General features: G+C 71.5%; 23 protein-coding genes and 3 pseudogenes. 15 read left to right on the forward strand and 11 right to left on the reverse strand.

The window, feature by feature from the left end; translation table 11 throughout:
* Window positions 1–246: 246 nt before the first annotated feature.
* A complete protein-coding gene (locus ACFYNS_RS00205) occupies window positions 247–456 on the forward strand; it encodes a hypothetical protein (RefSeq protein WP_360296276.1) in 210 nt (69 codons plus the stop codon).
* Between the two features lie 477 nt (window positions 457–933).
* Window positions 934–1,926: a PP2C family protein-serine/threonine phosphatase gene (locus ACFYNS_RS00210; protein ID WP_388599713.1), complete on the forward strand. Its 993-nt coding sequence runs from the start codon at window positions 934–936 to the stop codon at window positions 1,924–1,926.
* Between the two features lie 172 nt (window positions 1,927–2,098).
* Here ACFYNS_RS00210 and ACFYNS_RS00215 read toward each other — a convergent pair whose 3' ends face one another.
* Window positions 2,099–2,302: a hypothetical protein gene (locus ACFYNS_RS00215; protein ID WP_388599716.1), complete on the reverse strand. Its 204-nt coding sequence runs from the start codon at window positions 2,300–2,302 to the stop codon at window positions 2,099–2,101.
* Between the two features lie 291 nt (window positions 2,303–2,593).
* Here ACFYNS_RS00215 and ACFYNS_RS00220 point away from each other — a divergent pair, with 291 nt between their 5' ends.
* A complete protein-coding gene (locus tag ACFYNS_RS00220) occupies window positions 2,594–4,108 on the forward strand; it encodes a hypothetical protein (protein ID WP_388599718.1) in 1,515 nt (504 codons plus the stop codon).
* A 6-nt stretch (window positions 4,109–4,114) separates the two neighbouring features.
* Here the strand turns inward: ACFYNS_RS00220 and ACFYNS_RS00225 are convergent, their stop codons facing one another.
* Together ACFYNS_RS00225 and ACFYNS_RS00230 are read right to left on the reverse strand one after the other, a co-directional pair.
* The gene (locus ACFYNS_RS00225) at window positions 4,115–4,768 is read right to left on the reverse strand and encodes an NUDIX hydrolase (protein WP_388599720.1); all 654 of its coding nucleotides are present in this window, start codon (window positions 4,766–4,768) and stop codon (window positions 4,115–4,117) included.
* Between the two features lie 241 nt (window positions 4,769–5,009).
* Window positions 5,010–5,981 (reverse strand): SDR family NAD(P)-dependent oxidoreductase, encoded by a 972-nt coding sequence (locus ACFYNS_RS00230; RefSeq protein WP_360296291.1) that lies wholly within the window; start codon window positions 5,979–5,981, stop codon window positions 5,010–5,012.
* A gap of 62 nt (window positions 5,982–6,043) precedes the next feature.
* Here ACFYNS_RS00230 and ACFYNS_RS00235 point away from each other — a divergent pair, with 62 nt between their 5' ends.
* The gene (locus ACFYNS_RS00235) at window positions 6,044–6,616 is read left to right on the forward strand and encodes a TetR/AcrR family transcriptional regulator (RefSeq protein WP_388599723.1); all 573 of its coding nucleotides are present in this window, start codon (window positions 6,044–6,046) and stop codon (window positions 6,614–6,616) included.
* 376 nt (window positions 6,617–6,992) lie between these two features.
* Window positions 6,993–7,520 (forward strand): HPP family protein, encoded by a 528-nt coding sequence (locus tag ACFYNS_RS00240; RefSeq protein WP_360296297.1) that lies wholly within the window; start codon window positions 6,993–6,995, stop codon window positions 7,518–7,520.
* A 71-nt stretch (window positions 7,521–7,591) separates the two neighbouring features.
* Here the strand turns inward: ACFYNS_RS00240 and ACFYNS_RS00245 are convergent.
* The 3 genes and pseudogenes from ACFYNS_RS00245 to ACFYNS_RS00255 form a co-directional block, all read right to left on the reverse strand.
* Window positions 7,592–8,040 (reverse strand): annotated as a pseudogene (locus ACFYNS_RS00245) (DNA alkylation repair protein); the annotation flags it as partial.
* A gap of 238 nt (window positions 8,041–8,278) precedes the next feature.
* Window positions 8,279–8,842, reverse strand: a complete 564-nt coding sequence (locus ACFYNS_RS00250; protein ID WP_360296300.1) for a hypothetical protein — start codon at window positions 8,840–8,842, stop codon at window positions 8,279–8,281.
* 600 nt (window positions 8,843–9,442) lie between these two features.
* Window positions 9,443–9,838, reverse strand: a complete 396-nt coding sequence (locus ACFYNS_RS00255) for a metalloregulator ArsR/SmtB family transcription factor (RefSeq protein WP_360296303.1) — start codon at window positions 9,836–9,838, stop codon at window positions 9,443–9,445.
* 95 nt (window positions 9,839–9,933) lie between these two features.
* Between ACFYNS_RS00255 and ACFYNS_RS00260 the strand changes: the two genes are divergently transcribed.
* The gene (locus ACFYNS_RS00260; protein WP_388599728.1) at window positions 9,934–11,916 is read left to right on the forward strand and encodes a heavy metal translocating P-type ATPase; all 1,983 of its coding nucleotides are present in this window, start codon (window positions 9,934–9,936) and stop codon (window positions 11,914–11,916) included.
* Window positions 11,917–12,098: 182 nt separating this feature from the next.
* Here ACFYNS_RS00260 and ACFYNS_RS00265 read toward each other — a convergent pair.
* A pseudogene (locus tag ACFYNS_RS00265) lies at window positions 12,099–12,767 on the reverse strand (NAD(P)-dependent oxidoreductase); the annotation flags it as partial.
* Here ACFYNS_RS00265 and ACFYNS_RS00270 point away from each other — a divergent pair.
* Window positions 12,766–13,005 (forward strand): annotated as a pseudogene (locus ACFYNS_RS00270) (winged helix-turn-helix transcriptional regulator); the annotation flags it as partial. The pseudogenes ACFYNS_RS00265 and ACFYNS_RS00270 sit on opposite strands and share 2 nt — an antisense overlap.
* A 58-nt stretch (window positions 13,006–13,063) precedes the next feature.
* Here the strand turns inward: ACFYNS_RS00270 and ACFYNS_RS00275 are convergent.
* A complete protein-coding gene (locus tag ACFYNS_RS00275; RefSeq protein WP_388599729.1) occupies window positions 13,064–13,669 on the reverse strand; it encodes a TetR/AcrR family transcriptional regulator in 606 nt (201 codons plus the stop codon).
* Between the two features lie 46 nt (window positions 13,670–13,715).
* On the opposite strand from ACFYNS_RS00275, the gene ACFYNS_RS00280 reads away from it, so the two are divergent.
* The 4 genes from ACFYNS_RS00280 to ACFYNS_RS00295 all read left to right on the forward strand — a co-directional run bounded on the left by ACFYNS_RS00280 (window position 13,716) and on the right by ACFYNS_RS00295 (window position 16,493).
* On the forward strand, window positions 13,716–14,180 hold the full coding sequence (locus tag ACFYNS_RS00280; RefSeq protein ID WP_360296312.1) for an SRPBCC family protein: 465 nt from the start codon (window positions 13,716–13,718) through the stop codon (window positions 14,178–14,180).
* A 138-nt stretch (window positions 14,181–14,318) separates the two neighbouring features.
* The gene (locus ACFYNS_RS00285; RefSeq protein ID WP_360296315.1) at window positions 14,319–14,786 is read left to right on the forward strand and encodes a DUF6314 family protein; all 468 of its coding nucleotides are present in this window, start codon (window positions 14,319–14,321) and stop codon (window positions 14,784–14,786) included.
* 88 nt (window positions 14,787–14,874) lie between these two features.
* Complete coding sequence (locus ACFYNS_RS00290) at window positions 14,875–15,963, forward strand: DUF5937 family protein (RefSeq protein ID WP_360296318.1); 1,089 nt, start codon at window positions 14,875–14,877, stop codon at window positions 15,961–15,963.
* A 272-nt stretch (window positions 15,964–16,235) separates the two neighbouring features.
* Window positions 16,236–16,493: a hypothetical protein gene (locus ACFYNS_RS00295; RefSeq protein WP_388599733.1), complete on the forward strand. Its 258-nt coding sequence runs from the start codon at window positions 16,236–16,238 to the stop codon at window positions 16,491–16,493.
* 64 nt (window positions 16,494–16,557) lie between these two features.
* On the opposite strand, the gene ACFYNS_RS00300 is transcribed toward ACFYNS_RS00295, so the two are convergent.
* Complete coding sequence (locus tag ACFYNS_RS00300; protein WP_388599735.1) at window positions 16,558–17,427, reverse strand: aldo/keto reductase; 870 nt, start codon at window positions 17,425–17,427, stop codon at window positions 16,558–16,560.
* Between the two features lie 330 nt (window positions 17,428–17,757).
* Here ACFYNS_RS00300 and ACFYNS_RS00305 point away from each other — a divergent pair, with 330 nt between their 5' ends.
* Window positions 17,758–18,237, forward strand: coding sequence for an SRPBCC family protein (locus ACFYNS_RS00305; RefSeq protein WP_388599738.1), 480 nt, complete (start codon window positions 17,758–17,760; stop codon window positions 18,235–18,237).
* 13 nt (window positions 18,238–18,250) lie between these two features.
* Here ACFYNS_RS00305 and ACFYNS_RS00310 read toward each other — a convergent pair whose 3' ends face one another.
* Window positions 18,251–18,424 carry a hypothetical protein gene (locus ACFYNS_RS00310; protein WP_360296327.1) on the reverse strand — a complete coding sequence of 58 codons (174 nt, stop codon included), beginning with the start codon at window positions 18,422–18,424 and terminating at the stop codon, window positions 18,251–18,253.
* 190 nt (window positions 18,425–18,614) lie between these two features.
* Here ACFYNS_RS00310 and ACFYNS_RS00315 point away from each other — a divergent pair, with 190 nt between their 5' ends.
* Window positions 18,615–19,007, forward strand: coding sequence for a DUF2267 domain-containing protein (locus ACFYNS_RS00315; protein WP_360296329.1), 393 nt, complete (start codon window positions 18,615–18,617; stop codon window positions 19,005–19,007).
* An 87-nt stretch (window positions 19,008–19,094) separates the two neighbouring features.
* Here the strand turns inward: ACFYNS_RS00315 and ACFYNS_RS00320 are convergent, their stop codons facing one another.
* Window positions 19,095–19,763, reverse strand: a complete 669-nt coding sequence (locus ACFYNS_RS00320; protein ID WP_388599742.1) for a CGNR zinc finger domain-containing protein — start codon at window positions 19,761–19,763, stop codon at window positions 19,095–19,097.
* Between the two features lie 77 nt (window positions 19,764–19,840).
* On the opposite strand from ACFYNS_RS00320, the gene ACFYNS_RS00325 reads away from it, so the two are divergent.
* Both ACFYNS_RS00325 and ACFYNS_RS00330 read left to right on the forward strand, forming a co-directional pair.
* Window positions 19,841–20,428: a hypothetical protein gene (locus ACFYNS_RS00325; RefSeq protein WP_360296335.1), complete on the forward strand. Its 588-nt coding sequence runs from the start codon at window positions 19,841–19,843 to the stop codon at window positions 20,426–20,428.
* A gap of 114 nt (window positions 20,429–20,542) precedes the next feature.
* Window positions 20,543–21,238, forward strand: a complete 696-nt coding sequence (locus ACFYNS_RS00330) for a rhomboid family intramembrane serine protease (protein ID WP_388599745.1) — start codon at window positions 20,543–20,545, stop codon at window positions 21,236–21,238.
* The last annotated feature ends 30 nt before the right edge of the window (window positions 21,239–21,268 follow it).

Raw genomic sequence — 21,268 nt, forward strand, 5'->3', positions numbered from 1 at the left:
GGAAGCGTACTCGGCACCCGGGCCGCCCGGCGCCACGGTGTGCGGCCTCGGTCCGCTGCCCCGCGAGGAGCTGTCGCCCGATGACAACGACAGAGCGACGCATCCGCTTTGTCGTGTTGTGTGCACGCCTATCGGAGTGCTGTGAGCTGAGGCGGCTGATCGATGATGTTGGCGTGCGGAGCACCAGGGCATACGCTGCGGGCGGAGCGCCGGGCGCTACCGGAAGCACCGCACCGAGGGGGAACCATGCCGTGGTGGGCACTGATCGCCATCGTCTGGATCGTGGCCGGGCCCGCCGCCCTGTACGCCATGACACGGCACAGGCGCCGGACGGACAAAGCCCTCGAAGAGGCCGACGAGCGGTACGAGGAACTCTCGCGCAAGTACACCGCGCTGTTGGAGGAGTCCGCGTCGGGTGAACTGCCCAACGGTCGGGAGCAGCACTCCGAAGCCTGAGTCCGGCCCCGTGGACCGGCAGCGGCACGGTCCCGCTCTTCTGCGCGACAGTCGGCCGCACGTTCTGCGTGCGCAGCCGCCCGCTCATCACGTCCGCAGCAGCGATCGGCGGGCGCACGGCAAGGTGCCCGCCGCAGCCATGGGCGGTCACGGCGTCGACGGGCACGAGCGCAACAGCGCCCGGTGCGCGCCGCGGCACTCCGCGCCCTTCGCCCGCGTGCACAGTCCCGGGTCGCTGATGGCGCTGCGGTGGCATCGCTGTGGAGTCAGCGGTCTCTCCGCGAAGCCGCCGCGTCGCTCCAAGTGGAGCGGAGGCTGGTGGTGTAGCCGTTGGACATGGACTATCGGGAATGTCGGGCATGGCTCCGTCGTGCTTCTCGTGCCCCCGGGGCGGTTCTGCTGCTGCCGGTGGCGCTCGTGGTGGGATTGACGATCTGCGACGCCGTGTTGCCCAGTTCCCGCCATTTCGGGCCTCTGGTGATCGTCGCTCCTGCCATCACCTCCGTGCTGGGCGGCCCCCTGGCCACCGCAGCCGTCGGGCTGTGCGCGGTCGTGACACAGCTGGCCCTCGGACTGGCGAACGCCGACTCCGATGTCGTCGGCTACAGCACGCGTGCCGCCGCCATCGCGCTGGTCTCGGCCGCCCTGGTCCTCTACAGCCGCAGCCGCCGACGCCGCGAGGAGCAGCTCGCGCAGGCCAGAACAGTGGCCGAGGCAGCCGGCGAGGTGCTGCTCAAGCCACCTCCGGCGCGGCTCGGCCGGCTGTCCCTGGCGACCGCGTACCGGTCGGCGCAGCAGGAGGCGCAGGTGGGCGGTGATTTCTACGCCGCGACCCGGATCGTGGGCGGTACCCGGCTCATCATCGGGGACGTGCGGGGCAAGGGCCTGGACGCGCTGGAGGACACCGCCCTCGTCCTCGGTGCCTTTCGGGCGTTCGCCCACCACCACCTGCCGCTGCCGGAACTCGCCCGCGAACTCGACACGGTGCTGAGCCTGCACAATCTCGACACCGACATGATCGAGGACTTCGCCACGGCTGTGCTCGTCGACCTCTTCGACGACGCCGACGAGCTGGCTCTGGTCTGCTGCGGACACCCGCCGCCCTACGTCCTCGGCCGAGGGGCGGTTCGGGCTCTGGAGGCGGCCCGACCGTACCCGCCTCTGGGGCTGGGCGAGCTCTCCCCCGAGTCACGGGCCGTGGAACGGCACGCCTACGCCTCCGGGGAGACGCTGATCCTCTACACCGACGGGGTCATCGAGGCGCGCAACGCCACCGGTGATTTCTATCCCCTCGCCGGCCGCCTGGCCGAGCTGACCACCGGCACCGCCGAGCAGACCACCGACGCCGTGGTGGCCGACCTGCTGGACCACACCGGTGGCCGGCTCCAGGACGATGTCGCTCTTCTCACTGTCCAGCGGGCGCCCTCGGCCGCTGCTGTGGCAGCCCGGCGGGGTTTTCTGCCCTTCTGAACCAGCTGTCGGGGTCCAAGCTTCCCAGCTGCACCCGTGGGAAGAGCGGGACGAAGTGTGGCGGCACCGCCCTCCGCAGCGCCGTGGGTGAGGGGCGCAAGGGGGCACAGCCCGGGCAGGCAGAAGATCACGGAAAAGGCCCGTCGCGGCCGGGCCGGAGTGCCAGGAGCGGTCAGTCACCGCCTCCGCCGTCGTTGCTTCCGCCGTCACCGCCTCCGCCGTCGTTGCTTCCGCCGTCGCCGTGCCCGTGTTCGCTTCCGGGGGAGTCGCCGCCCCCGGCCCAGGTGGGGCCGGAGCCGCGTCGCTCCCTGCCTCCACGGAGCGCCAGGAGGACGAGCACCAACAGAACGGCGAGACCGATCACCAGAACCTTCACGAAGCGCTCCCTCACTGGGCGTTCGGCGTCAGGGGCAGCGGCGTGCACGAGGGCCCGCACGCACGTGCCACCGCTTCTCACTGCCCCGCTCGACGGCCCGCATGCCTGTGAGGCGCTGTTGGGCGAGCACGCCCGGCGGCCGACATGGCACGGGCCGAGCAGTCGACCGGCCACCGCTTCACGAACACCTGTCGATCAATAGTGACCAAATGTCAAAATCGCGACCAGCTCGTGCGAGGCGGACAGAGATGGTTTGAGGGCGACCAGTCATGACGGAGAGGTGTACGAGCGATGCCGGATGAAGAGTTCAACAAGATCGTCAACAGTGATCTCGAGCCGGTCGCGGTGGTGGCCCAGTGCCTCGACAACCAGTGGGTCCCCCAGGAACTTCTCGGGTCCATGCTTGAGGGCGGCCGGTCACTGCGGGACGCCGAGGTGGCTCGTGCCCGCCTCCAGGCCGTACGCCACGAGTACCTGCGGGCGATGCTGAATGCCCAGCAGGTCATCGTCAACCGTGCGTTCTTCCTCAACAATCAGGCCGTCTACCAGGATTTCCAGAACGGCGGCGCTGCACGCGATGCGTTCGAGGAACTGCTGCGTGACGCGGTGATCGTTCCCTATCTGTACAGAGAGACCGGACTGGTGGCGGAGCAGAGTTTCACCGTTCGGACCGAGGGGGAACGGGCATGGCGGGAGGTCGTCGCCGACGCGGGAACGGGCAGCTGCCTCCGGCTGTCCTGGGACGAGGACGAGAACACCCGGCTCACCGACCTCAAACTCAAGGACTCGTTCCACGACCAGCTGCTGAGCATGGCCAGATTCCGGACAGAGAGCCTGATGCGTGACTTCAAGCTCGACGAGGAGGGCGCGAGGCGGCTGAAGGCCAGGCTGAGGGATGTCTCCCGGTGGGCGGTGGACAGGGAATCAGTGGTGCGCGAGGAGTTCTACCGGGAATTCGTGGTGGCCGAGGGCACCGACCCGGCAGAGGGTCGATACGACCGGTCGAAGCCGTTTGCAGGCGAGTTGAAGCAGCTTGCCGACCTGAAGTACAACACGTCCCTGTCGGACGCTGTGGGGCGCTATCCGCTGACGCCGGCGGATTCGCTGGACCGTACGGCCCTGCAGGAATTAGACCGCGCGCTCTCACGCGGCACGGCCGTGTCCGCGGACGAACTGGTCCGGATGCTCCAGCAGCAGGCGTTCGCTCTCGTCCAGAGTCCGTTGGACGTCGGGCTCACCGGGCTCGATCTGGATCATGTGCGGCACGCGAGGAGGACCGACGAGTGGACGCTCTACAAGGACAGCCTCCTGCGTCTCCTTCGGGATCCCGAGCGCCTGGCGGAAACACCCGAAGCGTTCAGGGACCGCAGCCAGGACGTGTACAACCGGTACGTGTCTCTTGCCGAGCGGCTCGGCGGCATCGTTGGTGCCCGGCGCACAGGAGTGGTGGACCGATGGCAGCCGATCATCAAAATGAGCGTTCATACGCTCGGTTCTGTCATCTCCGTCATCTTCGGCGAGGAACCGTGGATCGAGGTGGTCGGGAAAGTTGCCGACTCTGTCGCCGCAACGGCCTCCAAAGGTGTGGTCCGCTTCGCTGTGGTCGGCCGGGACCAGCGGCAGGCCAGGAAGCAGTTGGAGACGAGCGTGGATCTGATGCAGGTGAGGTTCGACCGGACGAGGGATGAGTGGGAGGGTCTGGTCCGCCGGATGCAGGAGGCAGGATTCTCCCGGCGTGAGCCGGTCCACCGCCCCGAAGAGGCCGCCACTTTGAACGCCCCGGATGAGAACGAGGGAACCGGCTGAGCCTTCTCATCGGAGAAGGTGCCGCAGGCGGGCCTGCGTGAGGGCGGCGAGGGTGAAGCCGTCGTTGATGGTGCCGTCGACGATTTTTCTGTCGACTTCCTCGGGCGTGAACGTGACCAGGCTGCGGATTCCCGCCGCGGTCTCCAGCGGACCGGTGGCGGTCAGCGAGGCGAAGAAGAGGTGTACCGGTTGAGCGTGCAGACCCGTGTCCGGATGGACGACGCCGAGGGGAGTGACTGACTCCACCTGCGCCGAGAGCTCCTCGTCGAGCTCCTTCAGGGCATTGCTTTCCGCGGTGAGCCCTTCGGTGCCGAAACCACGGGGAATCTCCAGAGTCCAACCACGAATGGCGTGCCGGTAGTTCTCCATCAACAGGACGCGGTCGTCCAGGACGGGCAGGATCGCGGCACCCGGTGAGTCCGCGGTGCTGAGGATCCGCAGGTAGGTGCCGAGACGTCCGTCGGGGAAGCGGACAGGGTCGCGCAGCAGGCGAATGTAGGGGTCCTGGTAGACCAGACCGAGGGTGCCGAGGTCCTCGGGGGCCTGGCTGGGGTCGACGATGTCGATCGCACCGGGCCCTTCCTCGTTGCGGAACAGGTCCGGTTGCTCCTGACGCAATCGGCGGTAGCCGTCCATGGGGTCCTCACGTGCATCAGTCATGCAGGAAGTATGGAACGGCGCCGTCGGCCCCGGTCGCTGTTCGGCGCGGAAGCTGGAGCAGTTGCCGGCCCTGTGGCGGTCTTCCCCGCTCCGCACGCCCGCGACGCGCCGAGCCGTCTGCGGCCTCGGTGCGGGCTGGCCAGACGGACCGTTCAGGCACCGGTGGAGGCTCTGAACCGTGCCGGGTCAGCCGGGGATCCGATCAGCGTCCGTCCCCGGCGTCCCCGACGGGCCGGCGACGTCAGACGGACAGCAGGTCGGCCGAGACGGTCCAGAGCCGTCGGGCCAGGTCGGGGTCGAGGGCCCACTCCTTGACCCCGTGGGGATGCTGCGCGAGGTCGGCGTCGTTCGGGACGGGGTACGCCTCCTGCGCGTCGTCGAGATAGTGGCCTCCGGAGTGGCCGAAGGCGGGCCAGACCGCCGCGACGATGCTGGTGGCGGCGCCCTGCTGGACCGTCTTGTACGTGAAGACTCCTGCTGCCTCTGCTGCGTCGAGCGACTGCCGCTGCTGCGGCGTGAAGTTGCGTTGCAGCCCGGTGGAGACGCCGCCGGGGTTCACGGCGTTGGCGACGATCCCGTCAGCGGCCCATCGGCGGGTGGCTTCGACGGCGAACAGGGAGTTCGCCGTCTTCGACTGCGCGTACGCGATCTGCGGGTCATAGCTGCGGTGTTCGAAGTGGAGGTCGTCGAAGTCGACCCCCGCACGCATGTGCGCGGTGGAGCTCACCGCGACGATCCGGGCCCCGCCGCGGTCGGACGCTCCCAGTGCCAGGGCGCCGTGCAGGCCGGCGGCGAGTGCGAAGTGACCGAGATGGTTCGTCACGAACTGCAACTCCCAGCCCTCTCGCGTCCGTTCGAGGCCACCGGTGACGACGCCCGCGTTGTTGATCAGAAGATGCAGCGGGCCACGCCACGCCTCGGCGAATCGCGCGACGGTCGCCGTGTCGGCGAGGTCGAGCGGAGCCACCCGGGGCCGGATTCTCCTGGTGGAGTCACGGATCGAATCGGCGGCGGCGGCGCCCGCGACGGTGTTCCGGACCGCGAGGGTGACCTCCGCACCGGCAGCGGTCAACGCGCGAGCCGTCTCGATCCCGATGCCGGAGGAACTTCCGGTCACGATCGCGCGGACGCCGGTCAGTTCGGAGCCTCGCAGCACGTCTTCCGCGGTGCTGGCAGCGGTGAAGGGGGTGGAAATGAGTTCGGACTCAGCCATGAGATCGACTATACAGTTTAGACGGTTCTTGTATAGCCCATATCTGCCCGTATGCTCGCCCCATGAGCAGCCCTGATGTCGGTCCTCCTTCTCCGGCAGCCGCCGGTAGCAGCCGACGGACCGCGGTCCTGGACGCCGCCCTGCCCACGTTCGCGCGCTTCGGCTACCGGAAGACCTCGATGGAGGAAGTGGCGCGGGCGGCACAGATCTCCCGGCCGGGGCTCTACTTCCTCTTCTCCTCCAAAGAGGAGCTGTTCCGGGCGGCCGTCATCCAGGTCCTGGAACGCGACCTCGCGGCCGCCGAACACGTCCTGGCCGATACCGGACGCCCCCTGCCCGAGCGTCTCGCCGAAGCCTTCGACCAGTGGGCGGGCCGCTACATCGGCCCCTCGGCACGCGACATCACAGAAGTCATCGAAGCCAATCCCGACCTGCTGGGCGAGATGACCGAGGCCGCGCCGCGGCGCTTCGAAGCGCTCGTCACGGACGCGGTCTCCCTGGAGACGGGGCGGGAGAAGGCAGGCGCCGTCGCCCGGACGCTGATCAGCGCCTCGATCGGCCTCAAGCATCAGGCCCGGTCACGGGAGTTCTTCCGCGAACGGCTGAGCGTCGCCATCGACCTGCTGGTCGGCTGAGGAGAGCCGGCAGTCGACGTACTCGTCTGTGAACTCCGGAGAGTCGGAGGCCGTCGGCGGAATCCGCGCCGGTTCGAGGTACTCGTGGTCGAGCACGGCCCGGTGCGCACCACCTGCCCCAGCGGACCGCCGGGACAGTGCACCCGACCGGGCCCTACCGGGCCGACCGATGTTTGGCCCCGGACCGGGCTCGGGATTGCTGGACGGTGACCGAACATTCCACCGACCCGGACGGCACGACGCGACGCCTGCCAGGACCCCCCGCGCTCTCGGTGGGGGAAGCCCGGACGGAAGCCAGACCGGACGAGAACTGCGGAACCGGGCCGCCGCGCCGGCTGCGTACCGGGAGCACGCCCGCTCCGGCCCCGGGAACGCGATGACCTCGTCGAAGGGGACCGACGCGAAGGGGCTGTGGCTCGCGGGGGTCAGGCTGCTGGTGCTGGCCGCGGTCGCCCTCACCGCGGTGGGTCTTGCGGGGTACGCCGCCGGTTGGGTGTGGCTGACGACAGCTCTGGGGCCGACGGCCTACCTGCTCCTGGCACACCCCGGGAGCGAGGCGTCCCAACTGCGCAGCGCACTGCTGGGGCACACAATCGCGATCGCCTGCGGGCTCGCCTGCCTGGCCGCATTCGGCCTGTGGAGCCATCCCTCGGTCGTCGAGGCGGGCCATGAGAGCCTTCCGCAGATCGGGGCGCAGGCCGTGGCGGTGGGGCTGACGCTGCTCGGGCAGACCCTGCTCCGGGTGGAGCATCCGCCTGCCGCTGCGACCGCTCTGCTCATCACCTCCGGCATCACCCGGCCCGGCTATCCGCTGTACGGCCTGCTGGCCGGACTGGCACTGCTGCTGGTCCTGGTGGCCGTGCTGGCTCGGGTGCCCGGTGCTCGGTCCGGAAGCAGTGCGTAGTCGGCGGACACGTAGGTCCAGCAAGGGAATCCTTCCCTCGCCGACGAGGCATGCGAACGGCTTCCTATGAGGGCGTCCTTCATGTCCGCCTCGATGACGTCGAGCAGCTCGGCGAGCTGAGGGCCCTCGGGGCGCTTCCCCACGCGCGGTGGACGGTCAGCGCCCAGCCGGCGCTCGCGACCGCCGGCCCGGATCGGCGAGCCAGGCCAGGCGCAGCGTCCCGCGCTGTGCGGGCTCTTCTTCACCACGTGGGTGACGAGCCAGTCGTGCATCTGGGAGGTGCGCGCCCGGCGGAGCATGGTGTTCGGCTCGTCCTGCCCGAAGGCCTTCGGGCAGCAGATCAGGAGGGCCAGCAGCCGGCGGCGGTGTCGCCGGTCGCCCAGAGGTCGCGCGCCGGCTCGTGCTGAGTCTTCAGCCGCTCGGCCGGCGCACTGAGGTTGCCGAGGTTCACACCGTGGTCGCCGCCGTGCCGCTCGTTCACCTCGCGGATGCGCACGCCGTCAACCAGCTCCCCGGCCAGGTGTTCCGGCCTGTGAGCTACGCGAACTCCTCGACATGCCCGTCGACAAAGCGTCCGTCGACGTCACCCGGAGCCTTCTCCGACGCCTCACCCGGCAAGGTTTCCTCATCCGGCCCGAAGGAGGCGCTAGAAACGGACCTGATGACGTTGCACATGACGCAGCCAGGGTGGTCACCGGCGACGGCGGAGTGAGGGCCGCGCCCAGGCCGCAGTGGCGCTCTCGCTGTCTGTTGTCCACTCAAGGCGCCGACGGCGATGGCGGCTGTCCGGGGCTGCCGGGGCCGGCTGCGGCCAGGGCCTCCGCCACCACCTGTCGCAGTGCACGTCTGGTGATCCAGCGGTTCTTCCCGCCGGCCAGGTACGCCGCGGCACGTCCCACCCATTCCGGGTCGCTGAGGAGATGCAGCTTTCCCTCAGTGGTGAGCTGCCGCAGCAGGTACTCCAATCGGAGTGCGTCCACCGCCCGATACGGGCGCGTGTGCTGGTCGAAGCGCAACTGGTGGTCCTCGTACGGGTGACGCAATGTCGTGTGCATCCAGCCGCCCTCACGCGTGGCGACCATTCCCCTCGGCGTGTAGAGCCCTCTGCTGTTCGTGTTCCAGTAGTGCTTGCCCCAGGTGATCCAGATGCCGTTCATGATCCTGGACCACGGGATCAATTGTCCCTCGGAGCCCGGCCTGTGCTGGTAGAGCCCGGCCGGACGGAACTCCACCCAGTGGGTATCAGACCGTGTGGCGTCCCCGACTCCCCAACGGCCGTCGACCGGTTCCAACGGCCCCAAAGATGTGCGGTCCTCCACCATGCGGTCAGTGAATCACGTGCTCCAGCAACGGTTGCTCCGCCTCCGCCAGTACCTGCCCTCCCGCCGCTGACCCGAGACATGCCCAGGCAGCCGGCCCCAGACGGCGCTCTTCCGCCGGTCGACCGGCGACGGGACCGGTGTCGGGTCCCCCTTTGTCGTGCGGATGGGGGAGCCGTCCACGCACGCGCGGCACCAGTCGAGTTCACCGGAACCCCTTCATTCTCACGACCGCGAGTTCGTGCGTAGCGGAAGTTCCGCAGGCGGTATTCCGCCGCGACACGACGGAGTCTCCGAGAACGGACCGATGGCACGTGGGAGGGCCGCGACGCGCGGCCCGGCGCTTGTGGCGGTCCGCGTCAACCATCGGCCCTGCCGGTCACTGCGGACAGGGCCAGGGAAGCGTGCACTTGCGGGGACGGTGAACAGGCTCCGGGACACGGATGTCAGACGTCCTGCGGTCCCTGCACCCCGGCAGAGCGGGGCGCTCCTCGCTCCCCTGTCGGCGACAGCGGGGGCATCCGCGACTCAGGGGTGCCGCCGGCGGGCAACGCGGAAGCTGTGACGATCAGGAGAGCCTGCGCGCGTGCAGGGCCCGGGGCCTCATCCGGGGCCGGGGCGGCTGCCCGCTGCCGCCTCGGCCACCGGGGCGTCCCGCAGGCCGAGCCGCAGGTGCTCGACGTGGAAGAGGGCCTGCTCCAGGAGCTCGGCGACATGGTTGTCGTACAGCGAGTAGACGATGGAGCGGCCGTGCCGTTCGCCGGTGACGAGTCCCAGATTGCGCAGCAGGCGCAGTTGGTGGGAGCAGGCCGAGGCTTCCATGCCGACGGCTTCGGCGAGTTCGCCGACCGGGCAGGAGCCCTCCTGGAGGCGGGCCAGGATGTACAGGCGGGACGGGGTGGCCAGGGCCTGCAGGGCGGCGGCGACCTCGGTGGCCCCGGCCGCGTCCAGGCGCTCGCGCGGGGTGTCGCTGTTCCTGCCGTCGCTTCCGTGGCCCATGCGGTCATCCTACTCGTGACACTTGAAGACCTGTTCAGTTGTTCCGGTATGGTGGGCGCGCTCTTCACTTCCTGTGTGCGAAGGGGCGTTCCGCCATGTCCTCAGTCCTGAACCAGCGTCCGTCGCCGACGCACGCGCCGGAGGCGCGATCCGCCCCTCCCCCGCGCCGCACGCGGCTCCTGTCGCTTCCGGAGGCCCGGTGGGCGGCCGCGGCACTCGCACTGTTCCTGCTCGCCCTGCCGCTGTATCTGCAGGGTGCTCCGGCCTGGCTGTGGGGGACGCTGTTCGCCGCCGCCTACCTGGCCGGCGGATGGGAGCCCGGCTGGGAGGGCCTGAAGGCGCTCAGGAACAGGACGCTCGATGTGGACCTGCTGATGGTGGTCGCCGCGCTCGGCGCCGCAGCGGTCGGCCAGGTCCTCGACGGCGCGCTGCTGATCGTCATCTTCGCCGCATCCGGCGCCCTGGAGGCGATCGCGACCGCCCGTACGGCCGACTCGGTACGCGGACTGCTCGATCTGGCACCCGCCACCGCGACCAGGATCCTGCCCGACGGCACGGCGGAGTCCGTGGCCGCCGGACGGCTGGAGATCGGCGACCTCGTCCTGGTCAGGCCCGGGGAGCGGGTCGGCGCCGACGGTCTGGTCGTCGACGGAGCCGGGGAAGTCGACCAGGCCACCATCACCGGAGAGCCGCTGCCGGTGGTCAAGCAGGCCGGTGACGAGGTGTTCGCCGGTACCGTCAACGGCACCGGCGCGCTGCACGTCCGCGTCGGGAGGGACCCGTCCGACGCGGTCGTCGCGCGCATCGTGCGGATGGTCGAGGAGGCCTCGCGGACCAAGGCGCCGACCCAACTGTTCGTCGAGAAGATCGAGCAGCGCTACTCGGTCGGCATGGTGCTGGCCACACTCGCCGTCTTCACCGTCCCGCTGGCGTTCGGTTCCGCGCTCGAACCCGCTCTCCTGCGGGCGATGACGTTCATGATCGTGGCATCGCCGTGCGCCGTGGTGCTCTCCACCATGCCGCCGCTGCTGTCGGCCCTCGCCAACGCGGGGCGCCACGGGGTGCTCGCGAAGTCGGCCGTCGTCCTGGAGCGCCTCGGCGGGATCGACACCGTCGCCCTGGACAAGACCGGCACCCTCACCGAGGGCTCGCCCCACGTCACCGACATCCGGCCCGTGCCCGGCAGCGGGACGGACGAGGAGACCCTGCTGCGGCTGGCGGCGGCGGCCGAGCACCGCAGCGAACACCCGCTGGGCCGCGCCGTCGTGGCCGCGGCCCGGGAACGCGGCCTGGACCTCGCGGAGGCGGCCGACTTCTCCTCCGTCCCGGGCCGGGGCGTCACCGCCACCGTCGGTTGCCGCACGGTCCGTGTCGGGTCGCCCGCGCACCTGCTGCCCCGTCAGGACGGTGCGGGCGCCGCGGAGATCGTCCGGGAACTGGAGGACGCGGGACGGACCGCGGTCGTGGTCGTGGTCGACGGTACGAGCGCAGGAGTGCTGGGTGTCGCCGACCGGCTGCGACCGGACGCCGCCGCCACCGTCGCCGCGCTCACCCGGCTGACGGGCCGCGCCCCGGCGCTGCTGACCGGGGACAACGCGCCCGCCGCCGCGCGCCTGGCAGCCGAGGTCGGCATCGCCGACGTGCGCGCCGGCCTGCTGCCCGAGGAGAAGGCCGCGGCGGTGCGGGAGTGGGAGGAGCAGGGCCGGGCCGTCCTCGTCGTCGGCGACGGTGTCAACGACGCCCCCGCTCTGGCCGCGGCCCACGCCGGCATCGCCATGGGCCGTGCGGGTTCAGATCTCGCCCTGGAGACCGCCGACGCCGTCGTCGTACGCGACGAACTCGGCACCCTCCCCGCCACCGTCCGTCTCTCCCGCGCGGCCCGCCGTCTGGCGCTGCAGAACCTGTGCATCGCCGGGGTGTTCATCGCCGGTCTGGTCGTCTGGGACCTGGCGGGGACGCTCCCGCTTCCGCTGGGTGTGGCCGGGCACGAAGGCTCGACCGTTCTGGTCGGCCTCAACGGACTGCGGCTGCTGACGGACGGCGCCTGGCACCGCGCCCGCGGCGCGGAGGCCGCCTGAGTGTCCCGGGCACTCTCCCGGTACGCCTTCGGGGACCCCGGCGGCTCGCCACGTCGGCGGGCGGGCTGATCCTCGCCGGCCTCGCTGCACCCGGGCCCGCCGGCTGCGCTGTGCTCGTGCTCGTCACCGCCGTTCGCCGTGGCCGGCCTCGCGGGCGGCTGCTCGCGACGACGGACGGCCGGTCAGCGCACCAGGAGGTCGATCACACCTGTCAGGTCCTCCGCACCGTCGCCATCGGCCAGCCGGCGGCGCATCAGCGCGAAGTAAGGACTGAGGAGTTCGGGGCTGACGCCCTGTTGTTCGGCGGTGTGCAGGAAGGTCGGCGTACCGGCCACCTGCACGGCGAGGGTGGAGACGACCCCCGTGGTGTAGTCGCCGCTGCGCAGCTGCTCAGCGGTCCGGTGGACCGAGGGGGCCATGGCGGTGAGCCATTCGGCGAGCAGCGGGGCGAGAGTTGCGGGGTCGATGTCCTCCTTGCGGATCAGCGCGAAGGCGTGCGCGGCCCCGGCGAGCATCCCGTACATGGCGCTGAGCAGCGCCACATCGTGCAGGGCTGCGAAGCCTGCGTCCCGGCCCACGTAGCGGGTGCCGAGCGGGACGCTCAGGGTTTCCTTGTGCTGTTCGAACAATTCCGCGGAGCCGCTGTAGAAGACGTAGCCGCCTGCTTCCGGGACGCCGGCCATCGGCGGGACGGCCATGATTCCGCCGTCCAGGTAGCGGGCACCGCGCTCGCGGGCCCACTCCGCGCGGGCACGGGCCTGTGCGGGCGTGCCGGTGGTCAGGTTGACGAGGTCCTTGCCGGTCAGGTCCGTACCGGTCAGCACGTCCCCGACCGAGGCGTCGTCCATGAGACGCTTCGGCGCACTGCGCCGGCTGCTTCCGGGCGTCACCGAGAAGGTGCTGGCCTCTCATCTGCGGGAGATGGAAGCGGACGGCGTCGTGCGCCGTGTGTCATACGACGAGGTGCCACCGCGTGTCGAGTACACGCTGACCAGGGACGGCAGGCGCCTGAACGAGGCGCTCCGGCCGCTGGCCGCCTGGGGGCGCGAGCGGGCGACCGGCCAGGAGCCGGAGAAGACGGCGGGGTAGCGCGGTTGCGGCGGAGGGGCGAAGGCTCCGGGTCCGGCCGTTCGTTCGGGGGTACCCGTCACTCGGTGTAGTACAGCCCGAGGAACTCCTCCAGCGCCGCGTCGACACCGGCCCGGTCTCCGGTGGCCAGCAGGTCGAGCAGCAGGCCGCGCACCGTGGCGAGCCCCAGCCTGGCGCGGTTCCGGGCCGTGGTGGAGTCCGCCCCAGCGGCTTCCTCCGCTGCCGCGAGCGGCTCCAGCCACTCCGCCACCAGCCCCTCCAGGAACGGGAGGGCTTCCGGCCGGCCCCGCAGGGCGTGTCCGCAGATCTCGAAGAAGAGCCGCTCCTGGCCGGCCAGTCGAGGGTCCGCCAACTGCTGCCACAGGCGCCGCGCGGCGTCGGCGGGCGAAAGACCGGGCTCCAGGCGGAGCCCGGTCAGCAGCGCGCGCTGGCGCCGCTCCGAGGCCCGGACGATCTCGATGAGCAACTGCTCCTTGGAGCCGAAGTGGTGGATCAGCATGCGGTGGCTGACGCCGATGGCACTGCCGAGGCGGCGCAGGCTGAGGTCCGCGAAGCCGTGTGCCGCGACGTGGTCGAGGGCCGCGTCCACCAGCCGGGCGCGCCGGTCCGGGTCCGTGACCGGTGTCGGCGGACTCTCCGGCCGGGTGTCGTCCGTATTCCCCACCTCAGGAGTGTACCAAGTGGTACATGCACGATGTACCGTTCGGTACATGAAGCCCGTCACTGTGTCGATCGACGTACCGCAGACACCCGAGCAGGTATACGAGTTCCTCGATGTCATGGCGCACCACGAGCGGTTCACCGACCACTACCTCACGGACTGGCGCCTCAGCGGCCCCCGTCGCGGCCCGGGGTCCCAGGCCACCGTCACCGCCGCGCTGGGCGGCACGAAGACCGAGGTCGCCATCGAGGTCGTCGAGGCCGAGGCGTCGCGGCACATCGCCGAGCGCAACGTCAGTGCGGCCGGGCGACGTGTCGCCCGCGGCACCTACACCATCGGACCGCGGCCCTCCGGCGGGAGCCGGATCTCCTTCTCCTACGCCTGGGAGCAGGCCCCTCTCCCCGACCGGATGCTGGCCCCTCTGGTCCGGGCCACCATGCGGCGCGCGAACCGCACGGCCATGCGGCGCCTGTCCACGGAGCTGGCTCACCACGCGCCGAGCGCCGGGGTCTGACGGCGGCCCGCTCCGCTTCTCCCCGTCCCGGCGGGCACGGGCGGTGCGCATCGGGTCCGGCAGCCCGCCGCCGGACCCGATGCCGCCCTGCTCGACGTCGCCGTCCGCGGCCGCCATCGGCTCTGCGAGACTGCCGCCATGCCCCCAGTGCCGCACCCGGTCGCAGTACCGCACCCGGTCGCCGAGACCCTCGCCTACCTGGCCGGCGAGTGGAGCGTGCGCCGGGAGGTGTGCGACCGTTCCAGCGGACGGCGCGGCCGGTTCGACGGGCGAGCGGAGTTCCGGGCCGACGCGGGCGGCGTGTGGCTGCACGTGGAGAGGGGTGTCCTGGAGTGGGACGGGGTCCGGCGCGAAGCAGGCCGGACGCTGCGGCTGCTGCCGGGCGCAGGCGGCACCGCCGAGGTGGCCTTCGCGGACGGCCGGTTCTTCCACGATCTCGATCTGCGCAGCGGGCGCTGGACGGCACAGCACCAGTGCGGGGCCGATCTGTACGAGGCAGACTTCACGGTGGTCTCCCCCGCCGAGTGGCGACTGCGCTGGCTCGTCCGCGGTCCGGCCAAAGACCAGTTGCTCGACTCCCGCTACCGCCGCCCCGCACACGGCTGACGTCGTCGGTCGCGGGGCCCGCCCCGTCGATTGACGCACACCGTCAACCGACGCGGCCACCGGCCCTCCGGTCGGCCATGATGAGCCGGTGACGTTGAGGATCGACATCGACGGCCTGCCGTCCGAGCGCGTGCGGTTCGCCGCCTCTCCACTGGCCGAACTGACAGCGATGCTGCATGTGCTGGCCGAACCCGGGCATCACCCCCTCCACGCCGACTGGGCCGCCGACACCTGGGCCGGGATGCCGCCGCATCTGGCCGAGCGGTTGCGTGAGGCGGAGTGCCTCTGGCGCTCCTCGCAGGCCGACTTCCTGATCCCCGCCCGGCCCCGGCCCACCCTCGCCGCGGAGTTGGACGCCGTGGACCGGATCGACGACGAGACGTATGTGACCGCAGCGCTCGTGACCACATGCGGCGGCAGCCGGCGCCACTTCGCCGCTCCGTCGCCTCTCGCCGACGCGACCACGCGCGAGCGGGCCTTGGGGCTGGCGCTGGCGCGCGGCGCCCGGCACGAGGCGTTCGCCGAACGGCTGCTGTCCGATCCGGCCGCTGTACGCTCCCGGGTGCGCCGCGCTCTCGAGGACTGCGCCGAAGCCTTCTTCGACGCCGCCTGGGAAGGTGTTGCCGTGCGGCTCGCCTCCGATCTGCGCCTGAAGAACAATTTGCTGCAACGGCACGGCACCGAGGCGGCACTCGCCTCGGTATCCGGCGCCGTCACCCTGGCGCCGGACGGCAGCTGCATCGTCGTGGACAAGCTGCAGGACAAGGCGACCACCGCCCGCGGCGCCGGGGTCACCTTCGTCCCCAGCGTCTTCGGCAGCCCGCACCTGGTGGTGGTGCACGCGACGGGCTGGCAGCCGGTGGTGCAGTATTCCGTGGCCGCCGATCCGGGCCCCGCGGAGACGGTCCCGCTGGAGACGGTGACACTCCGGCTGAAGGCGCTCGCCCATCCGGTACGGCTGCGGCTGCTGCGCACCCTGGCCCGGGGCCCGCACACCACCGGCGAACTGGCCCACAGCTGGGGCCTGTCGCTCCCGGAGACCTCCCGTCACCTGGCCGTGCTGCGCCGGGCGGGCCTGCTCACGACCGAGCGGCGGGGCCGCTATTCCCGGTACACCCTCAGTCTGCCCGACGTGACCGCGCTCGGCGACGATCTGCTGGCAGCCGTACTCCGCTGAGCGGTCCGCCGCCCCCTGCCCGGCGCGCAGACCGAAGGGGCGGGTCGGTCCACGCCGGCCCGGTGCCGGGCACGGGCTTCACGCGCGGACTCACCGCGGCCCGCTGGACGTCCCGGGCCGCCGGAGCGGCGTGGAGGGCCGCAACGTTTCGACGAATCCCGGGTTTTGGGATGCCACCTGCCCTGAGCTGATCCAGCGCCCGGGGCACACCGGCGCCGCACTGAAGGATGCTGTGGACTGTGCAGGCCCTGTGTGAGGACGATCCGGCACACATGGCGGACTACCGACTGCTGGGCCGGCTCGATGAGGGCGGGATAGGCGTGGTCTACCTGGCCAGGTCGCCCCGGGGACGCATGGTGGCGGTCAAGTTGGCCGAGGAGCGCAACGGCGGCAACGGACCCTACCCGTCGACCATCGCGGTGTACGTGGCGCTGACGCTGCTGCGCCTCCTCGTCGTCCCGACCGTCGTGGCGACCGCCCCGTACGTCTCCCGGCTGTCCGCCATGCAGCAGGCGCGCTGCGAAGCGTGACCCCCGCGGGCCGGTCCCGGTACGCAGCCGGCACCGGACTCCGGGTCCCTCGCGCTGGCCTGCTCTACGCGGACGCCGCCTCGCCCGCACGTTCGCCGAGCTCCGCCACTTCCGGCTCCGAGAGCCGCAGCCCGACGGCGCCCAGATCCTCCTCCCACCACGCAGGATGCGAGGTTCCGGGCAGCGGCACGGTCACCGGTGCGCGCCGCACCAGCCAGGCCAGGGCCACTTGGGCCGGGGAGGCCCCGTGCCGGGAGGCGATCCGGCCGAGCGCCGAGTCCCGGGCGGCGCGCAGCTCGTTGGCCGGCGGGAACCAGGGGAGGAAGGCGATGCCGTCGTCCGCGCAGACCTCGAGGACGTCGTCGTGGTCACGCGTGAGGAGGTCGTAGCGGTCCTGCACCGAGGCGATATCGGTGACCAGACGGGCCCGGGCGAGCTCGGCGACGCCGACGTTGCACAGGCCGATGGCGCGGACCTTCCCGGCGGCTCGCAGCTCCACCAGCGCACCGAGCGACTCCTCCAGCGGCACCGCGGGGTCGACCGCGTTGAGCTGATAGAGGTCGATCGTCTCCCGCCGCAGTCTGCGCAGGCTCCCCTCGCACGCCTGCCGCAGATGCTCGGGGCGCCCGTCGGCGCGCCAGGTGTTGCCACCGAGTGCGATGCGGCCGCCCTTGGTGGAGACCACCACGTCGTCCGGGCAGTCGGCGAGCGCCTCGGCGATGAGTGTCTCGCTGATCTCGGGCCCGTAGCAGTCGGCGGTGTCGACGAGCTGGACACCGGCCTCGACCGCGCGCCGCACGACCGCTGTCGCGGCGGCCGGATCAGGTGGGGGTCCGAACGTTCCGGGGCCGGTCAGCCAAGCGCCACCGAAGCCGATACGGCGCACCCTGAGCTCCGGCCCGATCTGCATGCTTCCGACAACTTTCCAGTCCATTCCGCAGGGCCTCGCTCGTTCCGGGGACACGCTCCGCCGGGTGCCGCACTGCGCCTCGGCCCGGCCAGCCCAGCGTGCCGCGCGGCAGAACGCGGAGCGCGTCCGGCGCACCGGGGGCGGGCAGAAACTCACCCCGGTCCTCGCCCGCGCGGCCGATCCGCGGACCACCTTCGCGGCGGCGGGCGCCCCGGCTGTCGTGACTTCCGCGTCCTCGGAACTCACGTGTGAGGCGTCGTCGGAACTCGCGTATGCGTCGGTCGCGCCCTGCAGACCACCGAGGCGCGTCTCCGCTCCGGCGCACTCTCCCGGCCACGGCACTAGACTCGGGGCATGGGCAGGACGGACCGTGCCGGCAGGGTGGTCGCCGCACCGCGGGCGACCGTCTACGGAGCGCTCCTCGACCGGGAGGCTGTGGAGGCGTGGCTTCCCCCCGACGGCATGCGCGGACGGATCGAGCGGTGGGATCCGCGGCCCGGCGGCGGGTTCCGGATGACGCTCACCTACCTGGATCCGGCTGCCGGCCGGGGCAAGACGTCTGCCGTGGAGGATGTCGTCGATGTCGCCTTCGCGGAGCTGGTGCCGTCCGAGCGCGTGGTGCAGCGGGCGGTCTTCAAGGCCGACGATCCGGCGTACGCGGGGACGATGACCATGACGTGGCAGTTGACCGCCGTCGGTGAGGACCGGACGGAGGTCACCGTCACCGCGACCGGCGTACCGCCGGGTATCGACCCCGCGGCGCACGAGGCGGGACTCGTCTCCTCGCTGGCCAACCTGGCCTCGTACGTGGAGGACGTCGGGCGGCGCGGCTGAAGAGTGCCGCGGCCTACTGCTCGTGTGCTCTGGTCTGCAGGCGCCAGGTTCTGCCCGCACACGGCAGCGGCGGGAAGGTGTGCCCCGCCACGTCGGTGCTCCAATGGTGTCCCTGACCGCAGTCGCACGCGTAGATCCCGCTCACCGGGACCTGCTGGCCGGGCTTGAAGTGCTCGTCCTCGTCCATAGGCCGGATACTGCGTCCTGGTGGTGCGGGAGCGCATCCCACCTCGCCGGTCCGCCGCCGCGCTCCCCCGTTCGCCGCGCCCGGAGGGGAGCCGTAAGCGGGACATCGGTGATCATGATGCATGGGCTCCCTCCCGCTGGGAAACCGGAGCGCTCGACAGCAGACGACGAGCGAGCAGAGGAGCCCTCAGATGCGTGACGACGAGTTCCTGGCACAGGTGCGCGACCGGGGCGGCTACGCGGATCAGAACGAGGCAAGGGAGGCCACGGAGGCCGTGCTGACCGTGCTGGCCCAGCGGATCGGGGCCGACGAGGCCCAGGACCTGGCCGACCAGATGCCCACCCCCCTGGACCGTCCCCTTCGCGGCAGCGGCGCCGACGCGGACACGAGCGGGGAGGTGTTCGCCCTCGACGAGTTCTACCGGCGCGTCGCGGACCGGTCCCGGACGCAGCCGGACACGGCGAAGCAGCATGCCGCGGCCGTGCTCTCCACGCTGCCGCAGGCGGTGTCCGCCGGCCAGATCCGGCACGTCCGCACGCAGTTGCCCGACGAGTTCGGACCGCTCTTCGACCACCAGGCGTGATGGCCTCCGGCCGGTGCACCGATCCGGGCGTGGCGCTACGGGCGACCCGGGCGGTTCCCTTCCGGGATCCCCGTCCGAGGTCCGGCTTCAGTCCCGGGTGCCGCCCTCCCGGCGGCGCCGGGCGTGGGCGTGGACCTTGGCCCGGTTGCCGCAGGAGGACATGCTGCACCAACGGCGGCGTCCGCGGGGATTGAGGAACAGCCAGCCGCAGTCGTGCCCCGGGCAGGCGTCGATCCTGGGACGGCCGGGACCGGTCAGCAGGGCCGCCGCAGAGTGGGCGGCGGCCAGCAGCGGCAGTGCGAGGCCGGCGTGGTCGGAGAGTTCCCATCGGGCCCGGGGCGTGTCGTCGCGCCCCGCGGCACCGCGGGTGCTCGGTGCTGCCGCCGGGACGAGGGAGGAGGCGGCGGCGGCCCGTTCGGCGTGGGCGGCGACAGTGGCGAAGGCGGTCGGCTCGGCGCTCTCGAGCAGGACCGCGTAGAGCGCCGTACGCAGCTCGTGGGCCTGTCCGAGGACCTCAGCGGCCTGTGCGGCGGTGTCCCGGCCGGATTCCGCACCCTGCCGCAGCCGCGTACACGTCGCCTGGGTGAGCAGTCCGGCATGCCTCGCCCACACCGCGAGGTGCGGATAATCCGGCAGCCACTCGCGGCGGGGGTGGGGCGGCGCACCCCACCCCGCCCAGGTGTTGCAGAAGTCCAGGGCCGGGTGTCCCCCGACTCGACTCGGCATGCGGTAGCCGGCGACCTCTTCCCAGTGCACCGCGCCACCGTACTTGACCGCCGACCGAACTAACCGCTTAATGGAAATCGACTGGTTAGTCTCTGGAGGGGGTCCTCGTGCGTCCACGTCTCGCTGTGCTCGCCCTACCGGCCGTCGTCTGCGCGGTGCTCGGAACAGCCGCTCCCGCGTCGGCGCGCGCCCCGCTGCCCTCGGCCCCGGCCGCCGGTCTGCCCGGCCCCGTCGAGGAGCACCTCGATCTCTCCGGCTTCGACCCCGAGCCGTGGCGGCCCTTCCGGTCGGGGGACACCACACTGCCCGGCGGCACCTACTGCTCCTTCGACCTGCACCTCCACCCCGTCGAGGACAAGGAGATGGTCCGCGTCGACTCGCGGTACCCCGACGGCTCGGTCCGCATCAACGAGTACAAGGGCAGGCTCGTCGTGGACTTCACCAACACCGAGACGGGGGCCACCGTCCGGCGCGACCTGTCCGGGCGGGGGGCGGAGGAGTTGCGGTCCGACGGCACCAGCAAGACCTTCGGCGGAGTCGGACCGTTCGGCGTGGGCTTCAAGCCCACCGACGCCTATCCGGCCGGGTACTACGTCGTGGACGGCATCCACGTGACGACACGGGACACCACCGGCCGCCGGCACATGCCCGTGGCCATCGGGCCCGAGGAGAACATCTGCCGGACCCTGGCCTGACCCTCGGCACGTTTTCAGGGTCCACCTGCGCCGGGCGGCACGGGACATATGTCACCGCTGTTCCACCACGGCGGTCACTGCCGGTCGGCACGGTGCGCACGGCACGCTTGACGCATGAACACGCACACGCTCGCCCTGTACGGCTGCGCGGCCGCCGTGGTCGTACCCGGCACGCGTCTGATCGCGGCCCGGTCGCACGGACAGCAGTCCGGTCCCGGCCGGCTGCTCGCGGACCTGTGGCGGCGGCCGGTGCCGCGGGCCGCCGCCGTGCTGACGGGCGTGATGGTGGCGATGGCCGTGGTGCAGAGCGCCGCCCCGGATGTCGTACCGCACCTGGAGCGCGCTCCTCACGGGCCGTGGTGGCGAGCGGCGACCGCGCTGCTGGTGCAGACGTCGGGTTGGCCACAGCTGGCCTTCAACCTGGCAGCGCTCGCCGTGGTCGCACCGGCGGCCGAGCGCGGCCTGGGGACCGGCAGGATGCCGGTGGTCTTCCTGCTGTCCGGCATCACTGCCCACGTGGTGAGCATGGCGGGCTGGAGTGTGCACGGCGGGGGTGACTCGGTGGGCGTCTGCGGCCTGGTCGGCGCGCTCGCAGCGGCCTACGCGCTCGACGGCCGGCAACGGCCGCTGCGGTACCTGTCGGTACTCGTGCCGGCTGCCGGTGCGGTGCTGTGCCTGCTGCAGAACAACCACGGCGTCGGCGTGCTGACCGGCGTGCTGCTCGGGGCCGCCGCCGCACTCGTGGGCAAAGACGACGACAAAGACGACAGCAGTGACGGCAGCGAGCGGACTGCGGTGGTGGGGGCGTGACGCCCGCACCTCCGTGACCCGGTCGACGGC

Source organism: Streptomyces sp. NPDC006925, from assembly GCF_042869575.1.
Taxonomy (GTDB): domain Bacteria; phylum Actinomycetota; class Actinomycetes; order Streptomycetales; family Streptomycetaceae; genus Streptomyces.

Coding starts and splice junctions, on each gene's coding strand:
- ACFYNS_RS00205 (WP_360296276.1), top strand. CDS start 247: ATGCCGTGGTGGGCACTGATCGCCATCGTCTGGATCGTGGCCGGGCCC.
- ACFYNS_RS00220 (WP_388599718.1), top strand. CDS start 2,594: ATGCCGGATGAAGAGTTCAACAAGATCGTCAACAGTGATCTCGAGCCG.
- ACFYNS_RS00225 (WP_388599720.1), bottom strand. CDS start 4,768: ATGACTGATGCACGTGAGGACCCCATGGACGGCTACCGCCGATTGCGT.
- ACFYNS_RS00230 (WP_360296291.1), bottom strand. CDS start 5,981: ATGGCTGAGTCCGAACTCATTTCCACCCCCTTCACCGCTGCCAGCACC.
- ACFYNS_RS00235 (WP_388599723.1), top strand. CDS start 6,044: ATGAGCAGCCCTGATGTCGGTCCTCCTTCTCCGGCAGCCGCCGGTAGC.
- ACFYNS_RS00240 (WP_360296297.1), top strand. CDS start 6,993: ATGACCTCGTCGAAGGGGACCGACGCGAAGGGGCTGTGGCTCGCGGGG.
- ACFYNS_RS00250 (WP_360296300.1), bottom strand. CDS start 8,842: ATGGTGGAGGACCGCACATCTTTGGGGCCGTTGGAACCGGTCGACGGC.
- ACFYNS_RS00255 (WP_360296303.1), bottom strand. CDS start 9,838: ATGGGCCACGGAAGCGACGGCAGGAACAGCGACACCCCGCGCGAGCGC.
- ACFYNS_RS00260 (WP_388599728.1), top strand. CDS start 9,934: ATGTCCTCAGTCCTGAACCAGCGTCCGTCGCCGACGCACGCGCCGGAG.
- ACFYNS_RS00280 (WP_360296312.1), top strand. CDS start 13,716: ATGAAGCCCGTCACTGTGTCGATCGACGTACCGCAGACACCCGAGCAG.
- ACFYNS_RS00285 (WP_360296315.1), top strand. CDS start 14,319: ATGCCCCCAGTGCCGCACCCGGTCGCAGTACCGCACCCGGTCGCCGAG.
- ACFYNS_RS00295 (WP_388599733.1), top strand. CDS start 16,236: ATGGCGGACTACCGACTGCTGGGCCGGCTCGATGAGGGCGGGATAGGC.
- ACFYNS_RS00300 (WP_388599735.1), bottom strand. CDS start 17,427: ATGGACTGGAAAGTTGTCGGAAGCATGCAGATCGGGCCGGAGCTCAGG.
- ACFYNS_RS00305 (WP_388599738.1), top strand. CDS start 17,758: ATGGGCAGGACGGACCGTGCCGGCAGGGTGGTCGCCGCACCGCGGGCG.
- ACFYNS_RS00310 (WP_360296327.1), bottom strand. CDS start 18,424: ATGGACGAGGACGAGCACTTCAAGCCCGGCCAGCAGGTCCCGGTGAGC.
- ACFYNS_RS00315 (WP_360296329.1), top strand. CDS start 18,615: ATGCGTGACGACGAGTTCCTGGCACAGGTGCGCGACCGGGGCGGCTAC.
- ACFYNS_RS00330 (WP_388599745.1), top strand. CDS start 20,543: ATGAACACGCACACGCTCGCCCTGTACGGCTGCGCGGCCGCCGTGGTC.